General features: G+C 42.3%; 16 protein-coding genes. 1 reads left to right on the top strand and 15 read right to left on the bottom strand.

Going from position 1 to position 15,424, the window contains the following annotated elements; all coding sequences use genetic code 11:
- Nucleotides 1–76: 76 nt before the first annotated feature.
- The 15 genes from ACFWE9_RS08270 to ACFWE9_RS08200 form a co-directional block, all read right to left on the bottom strand.
- Nucleotides 77–334 (bottom strand): HPr family phosphocarrier protein, encoded by a 258-nt coding sequence (locus tag ACFWE9_RS08270; protein ID WP_048688029.1) that lies wholly within the window; start codon nt 332–334, stop codon nt 77–79.
- Nucleotides 335–354: 20 nt separating this feature from the next.
- Nucleotides 355–1,308: a DNA-binding protein WhiA gene (gene whiA, locus ACFWE9_RS08265; protein WP_230158997.1), complete on the bottom strand. Its 954-nt coding sequence runs from the start codon at nt 1,306–1,308 to the stop codon at nt 355–357.
- Between the two features lie 70 nt (nt 1,309–1,378).
- Nucleotides 1,379–2,365 carry a gluconeogenesis factor YvcK family protein gene (locus ACFWE9_RS08260; protein ID WP_230158998.1) on the bottom strand — a complete coding sequence of 329 codons (987 nt, stop codon included), beginning with the start codon at nt 2,363–2,365 and terminating at the stop codon, nt 1,379–1,381.
- Nucleotides 2,355–3,254, bottom strand: a complete 900-nt coding sequence (rapZ, locus tag ACFWE9_RS08255; RefSeq protein ID WP_377356389.1) for an RNase adapter RapZ — start codon at nt 3,252–3,254, stop codon at nt 2,355–2,357. The genes ACFWE9_RS08260 and rapZ overlap by 11 nt, the downstream gene beginning before the upstream one ends.
- A gap of 45 nt (nt 3,255–3,299) precedes the next feature.
- The gene (locus ACFWE9_RS08250) at nt 3,300–3,758 is read right to left on the bottom strand and encodes an NUDIX hydrolase (protein WP_230159000.1); all 459 of its coding nucleotides are present in this window, start codon (nt 3,756–3,758) and stop codon (nt 3,300–3,302) included.
- A gap of 558 nt (nt 3,759–4,316) precedes the next feature.
- Nucleotides 4,317–5,264 (bottom strand): thioredoxin-disulfide reductase, encoded by a 948-nt coding sequence (gene trxB, locus ACFWE9_RS08245; RefSeq protein ID WP_230159001.1) that lies wholly within the window; start codon nt 5,262–5,264, stop codon nt 4,317–4,319.
- 103 nt (nt 5,265–5,367) lie between these two features.
- On the bottom strand, nt 5,368–6,870 hold the full coding sequence (locus tag ACFWE9_RS08240; RefSeq protein WP_230159002.1) for a tetratricopeptide repeat protein: 1,503 nt from the start codon (nt 6,868–6,870) through the stop codon (nt 5,368–5,370).
- Nucleotides 6,871–7,320: 450 nt separating this feature from the next.
- Nucleotides 7,321–7,977 (bottom strand): bifunctional phosphoribosyl-AMP cyclohydrolase/phosphoribosyl-ATP diphosphatase HisIE, encoded by a 657-nt coding sequence (hisIE, locus tag ACFWE9_RS08235; RefSeq protein ID WP_230159003.1) that lies wholly within the window; start codon nt 7,975–7,977, stop codon nt 7,321–7,323.
- The gene (gene hisF / locus ACFWE9_RS08230; protein WP_230159004.1) at nt 7,974–8,732 is read right to left on the bottom strand and encodes an imidazole glycerol phosphate synthase subunit HisF; all 759 of its coding nucleotides are present in this window, start codon (nt 8,730–8,732) and stop codon (nt 7,974–7,976) included. The genes hisIE and hisF overlap by 4 nt, the downstream gene beginning before the upstream one ends.
- Nucleotides 8,733–9,467, bottom strand: a complete 735-nt coding sequence (hisA, locus tag ACFWE9_RS08225; RefSeq protein WP_230159005.1) for a 1-(5-phosphoribosyl)-5-[(5-phosphoribosylamino)methylideneamino]imidazole-4-carboxamide isomerase — start codon at nt 9,465–9,467, stop codon at nt 8,733–8,735.
- The gene (gene hisH / locus ACFWE9_RS08220) at nt 9,464–10,096 is read right to left on the bottom strand and encodes an imidazole glycerol phosphate synthase subunit HisH (protein ID WP_377356386.1); all 633 of its coding nucleotides are present in this window, start codon (nt 10,094–10,096) and stop codon (nt 9,464–9,466) included. The genes hisA and hisH overlap by 4 nt, the downstream gene beginning before the upstream one ends.
- Entirely contained in the window at nt 10,097–10,684 is a 588-nt protein-coding gene (gene hisB / locus ACFWE9_RS08215) for an imidazoleglycerol-phosphate dehydratase HisB (RefSeq protein ID WP_230159007.1), read from the bottom strand.
- A gap of 102 nt (nt 10,685–10,786) precedes the next feature.
- Nucleotides 10,787–12,067 (bottom strand): histidinol dehydrogenase, encoded by a 1,281-nt coding sequence (hisD, locus tag ACFWE9_RS08210; protein ID WP_377356383.1) that lies wholly within the window; start codon nt 12,065–12,067, stop codon nt 10,787–10,789.
- Between the two features lie 26 nt (nt 12,068–12,093).
- On the bottom strand, nt 12,094–12,723 hold the full coding sequence (gene hisG / locus ACFWE9_RS08205) for an ATP phosphoribosyltransferase (RefSeq protein WP_230159009.1): 630 nt from the start codon (nt 12,721–12,723) through the stop codon (nt 12,094–12,096).
- The gene (locus ACFWE9_RS08200; protein ID WP_377356381.1) at nt 12,716–13,900 is read right to left on the bottom strand and encodes an ATP phosphoribosyltransferase regulatory subunit; all 1,185 of its coding nucleotides are present in this window, start codon (nt 13,898–13,900) and stop codon (nt 12,716–12,718) included. The genes hisG and ACFWE9_RS08200 overlap by 8 nt, the downstream gene beginning before the upstream one ends.
- 473 nt (nt 13,901–14,373) lie before the next feature.
- Here ACFWE9_RS08200 and ACFWE9_RS08195 point away from each other — a divergent pair, with 473 nt between their 5' ends.
- The gene (locus ACFWE9_RS08195; protein ID WP_377356379.1) at nt 14,374–15,423 is read left to right on the top strand and encodes a processed acidic surface protein; all 1,050 of its coding nucleotides are present in this window, start codon (nt 14,374–14,376) and stop codon (nt 15,421–15,423) included.
- The last annotated feature ends 1 nt before the right edge of the window (nt 15,424 follow it).

The raw sequence follows: 15,424 nt of genomic DNA, 5'->3' as shown, positions 1-15,424 counted from the left end.
GCCGCGAAAGGCGTGTTAAGCGACTTTCGGGGCCTTTTTTATATAGTACTATGCAAAAGTTCGGCAACCTCTTCTTTTAACCCTCTTGCTGAACGAACTCTTCCAATGCCTCTAATGCTTCTTTTTCATCGCGTCCTTCAACAATTAACTTAACGGACACGCCGGAACTGATGGCAAGGCTCATCAATCCCATGATACTTTTTGCATTTACTTTTTTTCCTTCTTTTTCAAGGAAAACATCTGAATGAAAGCGGTTAGCTTCTTGTACAAAAAGAGCAGCCGGCCGGGCTTGTAAGCCTGTCTTCAGTTTTACTTCAACTTGTTTTTCCACCATCTTGATCTCCCCTGTTAGTTTTATTTTTTCGCAGCAATAGCTTCTCCCCCACGGAGCCTGTCAGCTATTTCATCAATCTTTCGTAAACGGTGATTAATCCCGGACTTACTGATGTTTCCTCCAGATACCATTTCCCCAAGTTCCTTTAAGGTTATATCCTGAAATGCTATTCTAAGCTCGGCAATTTCACGAAGCTTATCCGGCAATATGTTGAGTCCTACCGTATCCTCAATGTATAGGATATTTTCAACCTGGCGTAATGAGGCACCAATCGTTTTGTTCAAATTAGCTGTTTCACAATTCACAAGACGATTCACTGAATTACGCATATCACGGACAATCCGTACATCCTCGAATCTTAATAAAGCTGAATGGGCACCAACGATACTTAAAAACTCGGCAATCTTTTCGGCTTCTTTCAAATAAATGATGTACCCTTTTTTGCGTTCAAGCGTCTTCGCCTTTAAGTCAAACTTATTCATTAGCTCACAAAGGGCATCATTGTGCTCTTTATAAAGTGAGAAAATCTCAAGGTGATAGGAAGACGTTTCCGGATTATTGACCGAACCTCCCGCAAGAAATGCACCTCTTAGGTATGATCGCTTACAGCATTTCTTTCCAACAATAGTATCGGATATGGCATGGAGAATTTCAAAGCCCTCGCCTAAAATTTCTAAATCGGTTAAAACCCGCTGTCCTCCAGATGACATCCTGACAATATAAACATTATTCTTTTTAAGCTTCATCTTTTTACGGACCAGCAGCTCGACTTGGACTTCATAACTTTTTTTCAACAGCGTATATATCCTTCTGGCAATCGCTGCATTTTCAGTTTGAATATCCACAACTAGCTTCCGATTAGAAAATGAAAGGGATCCGTTCATCCGGATAAGCGCACATAGTTCCGCTTTTCCGCAGCAATCCTTTCCCTCTAATTGTGTAAGCTCTTTTTTTGTTTCTGAAGCAAAAGACATCCATTTCACCCCCAATCGAACGCAGGTAATCTATTTTTATCAATTAAAGAAAAACCGTCCCCGCTTATATCTACGGAACTATATGGCTTTTTGTTTCATTTACAAGCATATTAAAAAGCAAATCCGCCACTTTTTTCGTGTCATGGCGTATTACATTCCCTTCATAGCTGAAAATGCGCTCTTGTATGATTTCAAGACCCATTTGTTTTAAACTTTCCACATCATACATAACCGGTTTGGCATATTCAGCTTGATAACGTTGCTGAATCTGTGCCGGTATTTCTTCATTATTAACAAGTATCCTGTCAATATATGCATTTCCCATATGGTCGTATATGGCTTTAATATGATCGCTCGCGCTATAATCCAGCGTCTCGCCGGCTTGTGTCATCAAGTTGCAAATATAAACTTTCTTAGCCTTGGAACGGCCAACTTCTTCCCCTAGACCCGGGACAAGTAAGTTAGGCAGAATGCTAGTATATAAGCTTCCTGGACCGATGACAATGAGATCAGCATGCTTGATTTCCTGGATAGTTTCACTGAGCGGCTTTATATGTTGAGGAGACAAAAATACTCTTTTTATTTTCTTTCCTGAAAAGGGGATCTTGGATTCTCCTGTAACAATCGTTCCGTCAGCCATTTCCGCGTGGAGAACCACACTTTGGTTGGCAGCCGGAAGCACTTTACCACGCACATTCAGGAATTTACTCATTTCCTGGATTGCATGGACAAAGTCTCCGGTCAACGAGGTCATTGCAGCCAGGATCAAATTCCCCAGTGAATGCCCGGACAACTCATTTTTACTCTGAAAGCGATGCTGAAACATTTGTTCAACGAGAGGCTCTACATCCGATAACGCAGCCAGCACATTACGGATATCACCTGGAGCGGGGATATCCATATCCTCACGAAGGCGACCTGAACTTCCACCATCATCAGCTACCGTAACGATTGCTGTTATATCCACTGGATGCTTCTTTAAACCCCTTAACAAAACCGGAAGGCCTGTTCCCCCTCCAATGATCACAACCTTAGGTTGTTTCTTATTATCTAACATCTGCTTTCCCCTTACTTTTTTCGATATCCCGATGTGACACTTGAACTCTGTAATCCTTTTTGAAGTGGTTTGAGATATACTCCGTCAATGCTACCGATCGATGCTGACCGCCTGTACACCCAATCGCAATAACAAGCTGTGCTTTTCCTTCACGCTTATAATATGGAAGCATGAAAGCAAGCAAATCAGTCACCTTTTCCAAAAACTTTTGTGTTTCACTCCATTTTAAAACGTAACTCGACACTTCCTGTTCCAATCCAGTCTTTGGCCTCATATGGTCAATATAATATGGATTTGGCAGGAAACGTACATCAAACACAAGGTCAGCATCTATTGGCAGACCATGCTTGAATCCGAAGGACATGACATTGACCGTGAAACCTACACTTTTATCCGTAGAAAATTCCGAAGCGATTTTCTCCCTCAATTCGCGCGGTTTCAATTGTGATGTATTAAAAATCAACTGAGCCCTGCCCTTTAATTCGTCCAAAAGTTCCCGTTCCATTTTAATGCCTTCCAATGGCCGGCCTAATGGAGCAAGGGGATGGGTCCTTCTCGTTTCCTTATATCTGCGTACCAAGGAATCATCATCAGCTTCAAGAAACAGGATTCTTGGTGATACTGCTGATGTATCCGTTAATTCATCAAGTGCCAGAAATAAGGAATCAAAAAATTCCCTCCCCCTCAAATCCATGACAAGAGCCACTTTATTCATCTTATTCCCAGAGTCCTTCATTAACTCCAAAAATTTTGGCAATAGTGTGGGCGGCAAATTATCGACGCAAAAAAAGCCGAGGTCTTCAAAACTTTGAACCGCCACTGTCTTACCCGCTCCTGACATTCCGGTAATGATGACCAATTGCGTTTCATTCATCTGCCCTGTACTCATTTTTCTCCGCCCCCATGTATAACAATCTTTTTTATTAAGCAAATATTAACCTGGATCTAATCGATAAGAAAGTAACTTAAACTCAGGCGTATAGGTAAACGTTCCATAGATGATTCCACTTCCATGAACCATATAGTCCAGAATGTGAAAATCCCCTTCAGCCATTTTCAGGTTTTTAACATCATCAACTGGATGCCAGTTAAGCTCCCCTTCTTCACAAACATCCAAATTGACGCCATCGGAATCCGTTGCAAAGAAAGTGAACATCATCCATTCCGATAACACTTTGTCCCCATCCTTCATAATGAAGGTGAAAATACCTTTGATGGAAGGGTTTTTTAAATAAACGCCTGTTTCTTCGCGATATTCTCTAATACATGCATCACGTATAGATTCTCCAGGCTCCATCTTGCCACCGGGAGCTACCCACCATCCGCGTCTAGGTTTTTTCAATAAGAGGATTTGATTATCCTTGATCAATACACAGTTTGTGACACGTTGCACGTTCTTCACCTCAATTGGATTCTGCTCGACTATAGAAACCTTCTCCCTCCTGGATGGAGGGATCCTGTTTATATCCTTAAACCGCCGCTAGATATCCATTTGGCGATTTACAAATGCTAATAGTTCAAACAAGTTGTATTTTACATCTTCTTACCATTATGAAAGATATGTTTAGTATATCTTATCATTATACTATTTTTGAAATGAGCTAACAATAAAGTAAACTTCCTGCATTGGGGGAATATTCATTCGCAGATTCACGTACGAAGTATTCATCTCCTGCTTAACTCCTATTATTCTCCACTTTCCCTGCCTAAATGCAAAGGGATGGCTTACTTCTCATTAGCAGCCCGTCACTTTTTCCTAAAATTGGAACTAAAGGAATGGTCTTAAAGCAGGACACAAAAAAAGGGACACAGATTCTTAATCTGTGTCCTCAAACGTTTATAATTAAAGGGGGTCAACTTCTACTCTTACTATACCCAATCATTATTTCACGCGTGTTACAACATCGTTAAAACCGAATTACGATGTATGAATTTTTGTAACCAAAACTTTTTAAGCCTTTGGCTGCAATTTTTCTTGGAGTTCCTCAACATAATGCTGAGCGGCTTGAGCGGCAATGCTTCCATCACCTGTTGCTGTAACGATTTGACGTAATGTTTTTTCACGAACGTCACCAGCTGCAAAAATGCCCGGGACGCGTGTCTCCATCAAATCATTCGTTTCTATATAGCCTGTAGCATTCAAGATGCCTAGCTTTTCAAAAGGTTTAGTTAGCGGAAGCATTCCAATATAAATGAATACACCGTCTGCGTCCATCTTAGTTTCTTCACCGTTTACAGTGGAAACTAGAGTGACACCACCGACTTTGCCGCCTTCTTCATTGATTTCCTTTAAAGTATGATTCCAGATGAAGTCAATTTTTTCATTGGCAAACGCACGATCCTGAAGGATCTTTTGCGCACGAAGTTCATCACGTCTGTGAACGATCGTCACTTTTGAAGCAAAGCGAGTTAAGTACACGCCCTCTTCAACTGCAGAGTCTCCTCCGCCGATTACGAACAATTCCTTTTGCTTGAAGAAAGCTCCATCACAAACCGCACAATACGATACACCGCGGCCGCCTAATTCTTTTTCGCCTGGAACGCCGATTTTTTTGTATTCGGCACCCGAAGAAATAATGATTGAACGTGCTTTGAATTCCTTGGAACCAGCAATGATGGTTTTGTACTCTTCGCCGTCGATGATTTCCTTTACATCCCCATAAGCATACTCCGCACCGAATTTCTTCGCATGGTCAAACATTTTCGTTGAAAGTTCAGGTCCGAGGATCGTATCAAATCCAGGATAATTTTCAACTTCCTCCGTATTGGCCATTTGTCCGCCAGGTACGCCGCGTTCCAACATCAATGTTGAAAGGTTCGCACGTGATGTATAGACAGCAGCCGTCATCCCTGCAGGACCAGCTCCAATAATAACAACGTCATAAATTTTTTCAGACATGTTCTCACTCCTCCATATTCCATACAAAATGGAACCTTCACTACGGTTAGTGTTCCCTACCTATTATCCTATATAACAAATAATTTTTCGTCCAAATATCTGCTCACTCCAGAAGGTTTTGAACCAACTTTACGTATTTCGATAGGGTGGAAACCGAAATGAAATGTTTGTCTGCGATAGCCTGTTTGCTCGCTTTCTCGTTTTTGAGCTGATTCCACACGTATTCCACCGCAGAGGCCCAGCCTGCTGGATTATTTAGTTTCTGCTCGGACTTCACCGCTTCGATAAATACGGAAAACCACATTAAATAGAGCCCTGCTTCATCTAATTGAATCGGTTGAAAATGCTGATATAATATCTCCGCTGTACGATCAGCAAAATCAATCGGTGTTAATTGGCGATCTTTAGCAGGAGCTTGAACAAGGTCGGCATAATCCCGTTCCAAATCAGTGAAATTCTGATTAAGATTGAGTACTTGGTTTTTCAATAGCTTCTGTTTATGGTCCGAATGTTTCAGAAGAAAGATGGCAAACAACCTTTCTTCGATGAATTCGCTTTCCAGCCTTTTTATAATAGATGGAAAATGGTGTTCAAAACCATCTGTAGTCGCATTCATATCTCCCCAAGGCTCCATGCCTTCCTTTTCCGGGTTCATTTCCACGACCTTTTTCCAAGCCTTTCTGGCAACTTGTTCATGACCTAAGTGAAAAGCGGATATAGTAAGCCAATAGTAGAAGGTTCCGTCTCCCTCGAACCCTTGCTTTTGCAATGCTTTTAGCCATTTATATGCAGAGGCATAGTTTCCGATCAAAGCGAAGGTTGCTCCAAGCTTGAACCGATGTTCGGATAGCATTGGCCGAATTTTCTCCAACATCTCTATGAGTTCTTCAACTTTTGCTTCATCTTGTTGATAATGATGAAAAACAACAAGGTTACATAGTGCATGGAGGTTACCTGGACTTTTTTCCAGTACTTCATCAAGTGTTTCAAAAGCCTCATCTACTTGACCAAGGTAAAAATATGCCAGTGCCAAGTTATTATAAGCGGACCAGTATTCTTCGTATTCAGCAATCGTTTCTTTCAGTACTTCGATGGCCTTCGGGAAATTCCCTGATTCCAAATACTCGCGGGCCTTCTCCTGTTTGGTAATGAGCCCATCATGCTTAAAGGGATTTTCTTCTGATTCATCCGACTCAAAAGTTATCAATTCAAGCAGATCCTCGGCGTCATCGCTGAACTCCCCATCTTCTTCTTTATCAAGATAAGCACTAGCGTGACGGTATGCTTCCTTGAACATGCCTAAGTGGGCATAATTATTCGCCAGGAAGTAATGGCATTCCGACATATAAGGATCCATCACATCCAATATATTTTCCAAGAGGTTGTTTGAATAATTATATTCACCGATTTCCGAACATGTGATTGCCAATTGACAGGCTATCATCGGTTCTGCCGGTTCAAGTTCCAGCGCACGTTCCAAGTATTTTTTTGATTTTGGTAATTCTCGTCTATGATATGCTTTTAAACCCTTGGTGAAATAATACTCACCTGTTGGGTGAAAGGTTAGAATTTTTGCCTGTTGGCCAAATTTAGAGTCTTTACTCATGTAATCCTCCATCTACAAGTTGATTAACCATAGTATTATAACATATTGGAGTAATTTTGCCGAACAATTCAAGAAAATGGAAAATGGGAGTTGCCATGCTTTCTTTAAGAAAAAATCAAAGTATATTCCTAGTCAAATGGGAATTAAAGATTGCATCTCATAGACGTAAATATAAAAAAAAAGCCCTCCTATTGACGGAGGACACAAACTGTAGACAAACTCGATGAAAATCAAGTTTGTCTACTGCTTTTTAAGGGGTTGTACAATTTGAACGTTGATTTCCTCTCCAGGCACTCGCCTTCCGAGGGCGGTCCGCCCTCGTCGCCATTGCGCCTGCGGGGTCTCCCCAAGACACGCTTTTCTAAGCAGGAGTTTCGCTTGTTTTAAAATTTTGATAGAATCCCTTTCGTCTACAAACTGAACCCTCCTATTACGGAGAGAAATCATCATTCATTCGGTTTCTTTAGGCTCGTCCTTATCGGAATGTCTAGCCTTCAATACATCAAGCACCGCTTGGAAAGGCAACTCTTGTTCTTGAAGAAGAACGAATAAGTGATAGAGAAGATCGGCACTTTCCATGGAAAGTTCCTCTGCATCGCGGTTTTTAGCAGCAATGATCACTTCTGACGCTTCTTCACCTACTTTTTTCAGGATTTTATCCACACCCTTATCGAATAAGTAGGTTGTATATGAACCTTCAGGCATTTCCGATTTTCTTCTTGCAATCAACTTTTCCAAATCCGTCAAGAATGTCACATTCGTTTTCACCGCTAGACGGGCTTCAGTGTTTTCGTAAATCGATTCGCTAAAACAGCTTGTTGCTCCAGTATGGCATGCAGGACCTGCAGGAACGACTTGAACGACCAATGCGTCTTGATCGCAGTCATACTTCATCTCGACGATTTTCTGTGTATTTCCGCTGGTTGCTCCTTTATGCCATATTTCATTGCGCGAACGGCTGAAGAAAACCGTTTCACCCTTTTCGATGGACAATTCTAGAGATTCTTTATTCATATAAGCAAGTGTCAGCACTTCGCCGCTTCGTACATCTTGGACAATTGCCGGTATTAGACCTTTTTCGTCGTATTTAATAGTTTCAAGATTCATCGTACAACCACTCCTTGTTGTTTGAGAAACGCTTTAACTTCTTTGACCGATGTTTCTTTATAATGAAAAATCGATGCGGCTAAGGCTGCATCTGCTTTACCTTCTTCAAAGGCCACCTGGAAGTGCTCGGCATTACCAGCACCGCCTGAGGCGATGACCGGCACCGAAACAGCTTCTGATACCGCTTTTGTTAAAGCGATATTAAACCCCTGTTTCTCCCCGTCACAATCCATGCTTGTCAATAAAATTTCGCCTGCACCGCGGCTGACAGCTTCTTTCGCCCAGTCGATCACTTCCCATTCAGTCGGTTTTCTGCCGCCATGGGTATATACGCGCCATGATCCTAGCTCTTCATCATATCGAGCATCAATAGCGACTACGATACATTGGGCACCAAAATACTCTGAACCTTCATTAATTAAGTCAGGACGAAGAACGGCTGCTGTATTTAAGGATACTTTATCTGCACCTGCACGTAATATTTTCTTCATATCCGCTAATGAATTAATGCCACCGCCAACTGTGAACGGGATTGCCAAGCTGCCAGCTACCGCTTGAACGACGTCGACTATCGTTTCCCTGCCTTCATGTGATGCGGAAATATCCAGAAAGACGAGCTCATCGGCACCTTCCTGGTCGTAAAAGGCTGCAAGCTCAACAGGATCTCCAGCATCTCTTAGTGAAACAAATTGTATGCCTTTAACTACACGCCCATCTTTTACATCGAGACAAGGAATAATTCGTTTAGTGAGCATTTAATCACGCACCTTTTCTAGTGCTTCTTCTACAGTAAAGCGATTCGTATATAGCGCCTTGCCAATGATTGCCCCTGCAACTCCTTGCGCTACATACTCTTTGAGGGTGACAAGGTCTTCCAGGGAACTAATTCCGCCCGAAGCAATCACATTTTTCCCAGTTGCCTCCGCCATAGCCAAGATACCTTTTACATTCGGGCCTGAAAGCATGCCATCCGTCGCAATATCAGTAACGATAAAGGTCTCTGCACCAGCATCGGCCAGCAGTTTACCAAGCTCTATTGCCAGTGTTTCAGACGTTTGAAGCCAACCATGTGTAGCAACCTTGCCATCCTTCGCATCTATGCCGATTGCAATATTCTTTCCATATTTCCTAATCATATCTTTCGTGAAATCAGGATTTGAAACGGCGGTGCTGCCTAGAATGACACGTTCTACTCCATTATCCAGATAATGTGCGATATCTCGTTCCGTACGGATGCCGCCGCCGATCTGGATGCGGGCACCTAACTCTTTTGCTGCTTTAATCACGTATGAATCATTAATGCGAACTCCTTCTTTGGCTCCGTCCAGGTCGACCATATGTATCCAATCGGCTCCTTGGTCCGCAAAGCTTTTAGCCATATCGAAGGGGGAATCGCCATAAACGGTTTCCTGATTGTAATCGCCCTGGATTAAGCGGACGCATTTGCCTCCGCGCATATCAATCGCCGGGTAAATAGTAAAGTTGCTCATGCCCTTTCCTTCCCTTCTACTAATGACAGATAATTTCTCAAGAGTGACATGCCCATCTTCCCGCTTTTTTCCGGATGGAACTGCATGCCGAACACATTGCCTTTACCAACTATTGCCGGCACTTCCACATCATATGTCGCCGAAGCGGTAATGAAAGATTCATCCGTATCGACATAGTAAGAATGGACGAAATAAACATGTTCCTCTTCAAGACCCTCATTCACTGGTGACGCGTGTTTAAATTCAAGACGATTCCAGCCCATGTGCGGCACTTTATAAACCTGGTCATTCGCATCCACTCCCTTAAAACGAACGACTTTACCCGGTATAAGGGATAATCCCTTTGCCGGTCCATTCTCCTCACTTTCATCAAAGAGAAGCTGCATACCAAGGCAGATGCCTAATAGATAACCTCCATCGGCTACATGTTCCCTCAGGAATTCATCCAGCTTTTGTTTTTCCAAGAGACTCATGGCATCCCTGAAAGAACCAACACCGGGAAGTATGATCCCTTTCGACTTTGAAAGTTCTTTTGGGTCATCGGAAATGAATGAATCGGCACCAAGGCGCTCAAGCCCTTTACTTACAGAAAATAAATTCCCCATGCCATAATCGACAATCCCGATCATTTACAACATTCCTTTCGTAGAAGGGATGCCTTTGACACGCGGATCGATGGTCGTAGCTTCATCCAAAGCACGTCCCAGCGCTTTGAATATTGCTTCGATCATATGATGTGTGTTGTGACCGTAATGAACGACTACATGCAAATTCATCCTTGCTTCAAGAGCGAATTTCCAAAGGAACTCATGCACCAGTTCCGTATCGAAAGTACCGACCTTTTGCGAAGGAAACTCAGCCCGGAACTCCAGGTGCGGACGATTGCTTAAATCGATGACAACCTGTGCGAGTGCTTCATCCATCGGTACGAAAGCATTTCCGTAACGTTTTATCCCGCGCTTATCACCAAGTGCCTCCAACAACGTTTGACCTAAGCAAATGCCAATATCTTCAGTTGTATGATGATCATCGACCTCAGTATCGCCGTTTGCATCTACGGACAAATCAAACTTCCCGTGTTTCGTGAACAAATCAAGCATATGTGTCATAAACGGAACGCCCGTCTTAATCGAGGAATTCCCTTCCCCATCCACACCAAACCTTAAGCTGATCTCCGTTTCATTCGTCTTTCGTTCCACACTAGCAAAACGTTCCATTACAACTCCTCCTCATCGGGGTATGACCCCTTTTCCCAAGATGTAAACTGCATTTCAAAAGTCTTTATATTCAGTGTTTGTTATTTTATAAGGTATCAGGCACTATTTACTGGATTCATCCACTCCACGAGATTCAATGGCTCGAGCGTGAGCCTCAAGCCCTTCCATGCGGGCAAATCCAGTGATTTTCTCTGCATTTTGGCGGAAGGCCGTTTCACTATACATGATGATGCTCGATTTCTTTTGGAAATCATCCACATTAAGCGGGCTGGAAAAACGGGCGGTTCCATTGGTAGGGAGCACATGATTGGGACCTGCAAAATAATCCCCAACCGGCTCAGAACTAAATCGGCCAATGAAGATTGCCCCGGCATGCCTGATTTTAGCCATCACTTCCAGTGCATCATTGGTCACGATTTCCAAATGTTCTGGTGCAAGTTCATTGATTGCTTCAACTGCTTCCGCCATATTCCCGCATACAACGATTCGTCCATAGTCCTTTATGGATGCTGCAGCAATATCACGGCGCGGAAGTAACGCCACCTGCTTGGCCACTTCTGAGGCCACTTCTTCTGCAAGAATCATTGACGTCGTAACCAAAACACTGCAAGCACGGGCATCATGTTCTGCCTGTGACAGCAAGTCTGCCGCAACTTCTGTGGCAATGGCAGATTCGTCTGCCAACACCGCTATTTCACTTGGACCAGCAATCATATCAATGGCCACATCCCCAAATACTTCCCGCTTCGCTAACGCCACATAAATATTTCCTGGCCCCACTATTTTATCGACTTTCTTTATTGTTTCCGTCCCATAAGCGAGAGCCGCTATGGCCTGAGCCCCACCAACCTTATAGATTTCCGTGATTCCGGCAATTTTGGCAGCAGCTAAAACGACTGGCTCTAACTTCCCATCTTTCCCTGGAGGAGATACCATAACGATCCGTTCCACACCCGCAGCCTTTGCAGGCATCGAATTCATCAGTACAGACGAAGGGTATGCAGCTGTGCCCCCAGGTACGTAAATGCCAACAGCATCAAGAGGCGTTATTTTTTGTCCTAGCATCGTTCCCGTTTCATCTGTCGTAAACCATGAATTTCGAATTTGTTTCTCGTGAAACAATTGAATATTATTCGCAGCTTCTTGAATAATAGTAAGCTGCTCCGTAGGTAAGGACGCTGTCGCTTCTTCCATTTCCTGTTCCGATACACGTAATTCCTCTAGTGTGACACCATCAAACCGTTCGGTATAATTATGTAAAGCGGCGTTTCCTCTGTTCCTGACATCATAAATAATATCCTGGACCGCTTTTCGTTGATCCGCAGTACCTGCATCAACCGAACGTTTCAGTGAAATCCCTTCTGCAAACTGTTCAATTTTCATACGCTCACCTCATTAGCGATTCTTTACTATCCAATGATTTCTGCTAATCGATCCACAATTTCCGTAATTCTTGCTTCTTTTAAACGATAGCTGACAGGGTTTGCCACCAGCCTCGAAGTCACATCGGCTATTTTTGCATATTCAACTAGACCATTTTCCTTCAATGTCTGTCCCGTTGAAACGATATCGACGATTCGTTCAGCCAAACCAATTAATGGTGCTAACTCAATAGATCCATTCAATTTAATAATCTCGACTTGCTCTCCCTGCTCGCGGAAGTAACTGGAGGCAACATTCGGATATTTACTGGCTATTTTAGGGGCGATGTCACTTATTTTCGTACCAGGCAGACCAGCTACGGCTAAGTAGCATGCACTGATTTTCAAATCAAGTAACTCATATACATCACGTTCTTCTTCCAACATGACATCCTTGCCTGCAATTCCAATGTCAGCCACGCCGTGTTCCACATAGGTTACGACATCCATCGGTTTAGCTAAAATGAAACGCAGGTTCTCCTCTTCCACATCAAGGATCAACTTTCGGGAATCATCAAACTCAGGAGGGAGACGAAAACCCGCCCCTCTTAATAGCTCTGCCGCTTCTTCAAATATTCTCCCTTTTGGCATCGCAATCGTTAAAAAGCTATTATTCATCTTTTCCACTCCCTCCATTCCCTACAAATAAATGCACCTCAGAAAATGTCCTTGTAAAGGCATCGACATTTTGAACGACTGTAATATCTTGAATCGTTATCCTTTTTCCTTCGGATCGTTTCATTCTTGCAAATTCAATGGCTTCCAATCGTCGTTCGGGACTGAATAAAATACATTCTGGCGCAGTAGGCTGCATCGGCTCCCCAAGAGCTTCTGCAAGACGATCCACACGGATTGCAAAACCCGTGGCCGAAGCATTCCAGCCGAACTTTTCAAGCAGATTATCATACCGCCCGCCATTACCGATTGGTGAACCCACTTGCCCCGCATACACTTCAAATAAAGTTCCAGTATAATAACTCATATGACTGACCAATGTTAAATCAAAGCTCACATATTGTTCGATGCCAAATTCTTTCAACTGCACTGCCAATTCCTTCAGTTCAGCCAAAGAATCTTGCCCTTTATTGTTTTCAACCAACCCCAGCGCCTTTTTCAGGGTGTCTTCACTGCCCCTTAATGAGGTAAACTCGATAAGCCGTTGTTTATCAATCGATGAAAGCGGAAGCGATTTTACATGCTCCCGAAAACCAACATAATTCTTTTCATATAAAAACTTCCTTAATATAGAGGCTCTTTCCTCCGTACCTAGAATGCTTAAGAAAAATTCTTGTAAAAAGCCGATATGTCCAATGGAAATCTTGAATTCCATAAGGCCTGCCGCCTTTAATACATCCGCAAGCAGCGCAATCATTTCAGCATCGGCACTTATTGACTTATTTCCTATACACTCAATACCAATCTGTTCGAATTCAGCCGGCCTGCCTCCTTCACGCTGCTGGGCCCGATATACATTCGCGGAATAGGCCAGGCGAAGCGGAATTTGCTGTTTTAACAGTTTGGATGCTGCGACCCTTGCAATGGGTGCTGTCATATCGGGACGCAATACGAGCGTATGTCCCTGAGAATCGAGAAGTTTAAACAACTGTTGATCTAAAATTGCCGAAGCCTCGCCAATTGTTTCATAATATTCCAATGCAGGCGTTTCAATAAATTGATAACCCCACTTCTTGATTTCCTCACTCATTTTATTTCTTGCCGACACTTTCGTTTCATAAAGCACCGGCAATGTATCTCTCATGCCTAACGGTTTCTCAAACATAAATGGCTTTGTCACAACTGCACATCCTTTTGAAATTTGATTACTATATATATCCAATCGGTCTGCCTTAAGCAAAAACCAATGTCATTTCCTTTATTCCTTTTTGTATATACCTTTATCTTTCCAAGATTGCACGCTTAAATCCTAATTTCAGATAACATATAAAAATAGTATCAAACAAAATGCCATAATCATATAAATACTCAAAATAATCTATTAAAACACTTTAGTTCGCTAATATGGTAACAAGCTGAAGTTATTAACAGTTTACCCCTGCCCCTACCTCACGTCAAGGAAAAGCTGCCAAATTCCATACCCCCATTCACATTGCGTACATGGCTATTTCCTCGAACAGAACCTGAACCTTTTTCCCCGGACCCATCCTCCCATCTTTAGCCATTCATTGTTATTAATGTATACCTTTTGGTTTAGCTGTTTTATAATACTTAGGAGTTTGGATATATTAGATTTTTTAGGAGGAAATGGAATTGAAGAGATTTTTTTCGTTTTTTGTGGCGCTTGTCGTTCTTTTTTCGCTGGGTTTAAACGGAACGAAGGGTTTTGCAGCAACTAAGATCAACCAGGATGAGCTTAATGCATACCTTACTGAAGTTAGAATGACGCAAGAAGAATTGGAAGAGTATTTAGCCTATTATGACTTAACATTAAATGAGCTGGAATCGGTAGAAGAGCTGCGTGATACGTTAGGACCTACCGTCACTTCTGAAACTCTACAGAATTTACTTAAAGAATATGAAATGACAGAAGCTGAACTTACGGAATTATTAATAGATTATGGCGAACTGGAAGAAGGAGATTCCATCATCGATACCTTCCACTTCATTTACGACATAGAAGATATTATCGATTTAGAAATGGATTACGATGATGAAGAGCTGGAATATGACGATGAAGAGATCATCGATTTATTGGATGGACTTTTTACTGAGATCGGTCTTACAGATGAGGAACTCGACAAATTCATGAACCATCTTTTACCTATCGTCGAAGACCCGACTTTTGAAGATCGTTTAATGGCCATTTCAGATAGGATGGACAAACTCGAGTATTTCGAAACAATTGATGAATTGTCTCCAGAACAAGTAGCGGAATTGCTTTCTATATATAATGATCTGCAAAGCTTGCTGCAAATTCAATTCAAATTCGCCTTAATTCAGGACGGTGTCACTAAAAATCTATCACTTGAAGCTTTATTCCAGCTAAAAGAATTGACGAATGCTAGTTTACTAGTTTCCATTTACGATTTAAGCGGCAACCTTTTGCTCGACTTTATATTGACAGGTGAAATGATTGGTTCCGATTTAGTGAAAGAAACCGGTAATGACATTAAACAGTCCACTGAGGTCATTTCAAAAGTCGTAGATGTAAAAAAAGAAAAGAAGAAACCCGCACATAAAACGGAAAAGGGCGGATTGCTTCCTAAAACGGCTGGTAATTACCTATTCGAAACTTTAATCGGTTTAGTGTTGATGGGTATTGCCTTTGGTTTAATTAGAAAAGCGAGACTTGCTAATTAAG

Origin of the sequence: Peribacillus sp. NPDC060253, from assembly GCF_042727425.1 — a bacterium.
Lineage (GTDB): Bacteria > Bacillota > Bacilli > Bacillales > DSM-1321 > Peribacillus.
The sequence above is the reverse complement of the archived record's forward strand: the minus strand, read 5'-3'. Positions and strand labels throughout refer to the sequence as shown.

Bases quoted from the DNA above. Each gene is read 5' to 3' on its own strand.
- hisA (WP_230159005.1), bottom strand. From the start codon at position 9,467: ATGAGCAACTTTACTATTTACCCGGCGATTGATATGCGCGGAGGCAAA.
- hisG (WP_230159009.1), bottom strand. From the start codon at position 12,723: ATGAATAATAGCTTTTTAACGATTGCGATGCCAAAAGGGAGAATATTT.
- trxB (WP_230159001.1), bottom strand. From the start codon at position 5,264: ATGTCTGAAAAAATTTATGACGTTGTTATTATTGGAGCTGGTCCTGCA.
- rapZ (WP_377356389.1), bottom strand. From the start codon at position 3,254: ATGAGTACAGGGCAGATGAATGAAACGCAATTGGTCATCATTACCGGA.
- whiA (WP_230158997.1), bottom strand. From the start codon at position 1,308: ATGTCTTTTGCTTCAGAAACAAAAAAAGAGCTTACACAATTAGAGGGA.
- hisH (WP_377356386.1), bottom strand. From the start codon at position 10,096: ATGATCGGGATTGTCGATTATGGCATGGGGAATTTATTTTCTGTAAGT.
- hisD (WP_377356383.1), bottom strand. From the start codon at position 12,067: ATGAAAATTGAACAGTTTGCAGAAGGGATTTCACTGAAACGTTCGGTT.
- hisIE (WP_230159003.1), bottom strand. From the start codon at position 7,977: ATGAATCTTGAAACTATTAAATACGACGAAAAAGGTCTAATACCGGCA.
- hisF (WP_230159004.1), bottom strand. From the start codon at position 8,732: ATGCTCACTAAACGAATTATTCCTTGTCTCGATGTAAAAGATGGGCGT.
- hisB (WP_230159007.1), bottom strand. From the start codon at position 10,684: ATGGAACGTTTTGCTAGTGTGGAACGAAAGACGAATGAAACGGAGATC.
- ACFWE9_RS08260 (WP_230158998.1), bottom strand. From the start codon at position 2,365: ATGTTAGATAATAAGAAACAACCTAAGGTTGTGATCATTGGAGGGGGA.
- ACFWE9_RS08240 (WP_230159002.1), bottom strand. From the start codon at position 6,870: ATGAGTAAAGACTCTAAATTTGGCCAACAGGCAAAAATTCTAACCTTT.
- ACFWE9_RS08270 (WP_048688029.1), bottom strand. From the start codon at position 334: ATGGTGGAAAAACAAGTTGAAGTAAAACTGAAGACAGGCTTACAAGCC.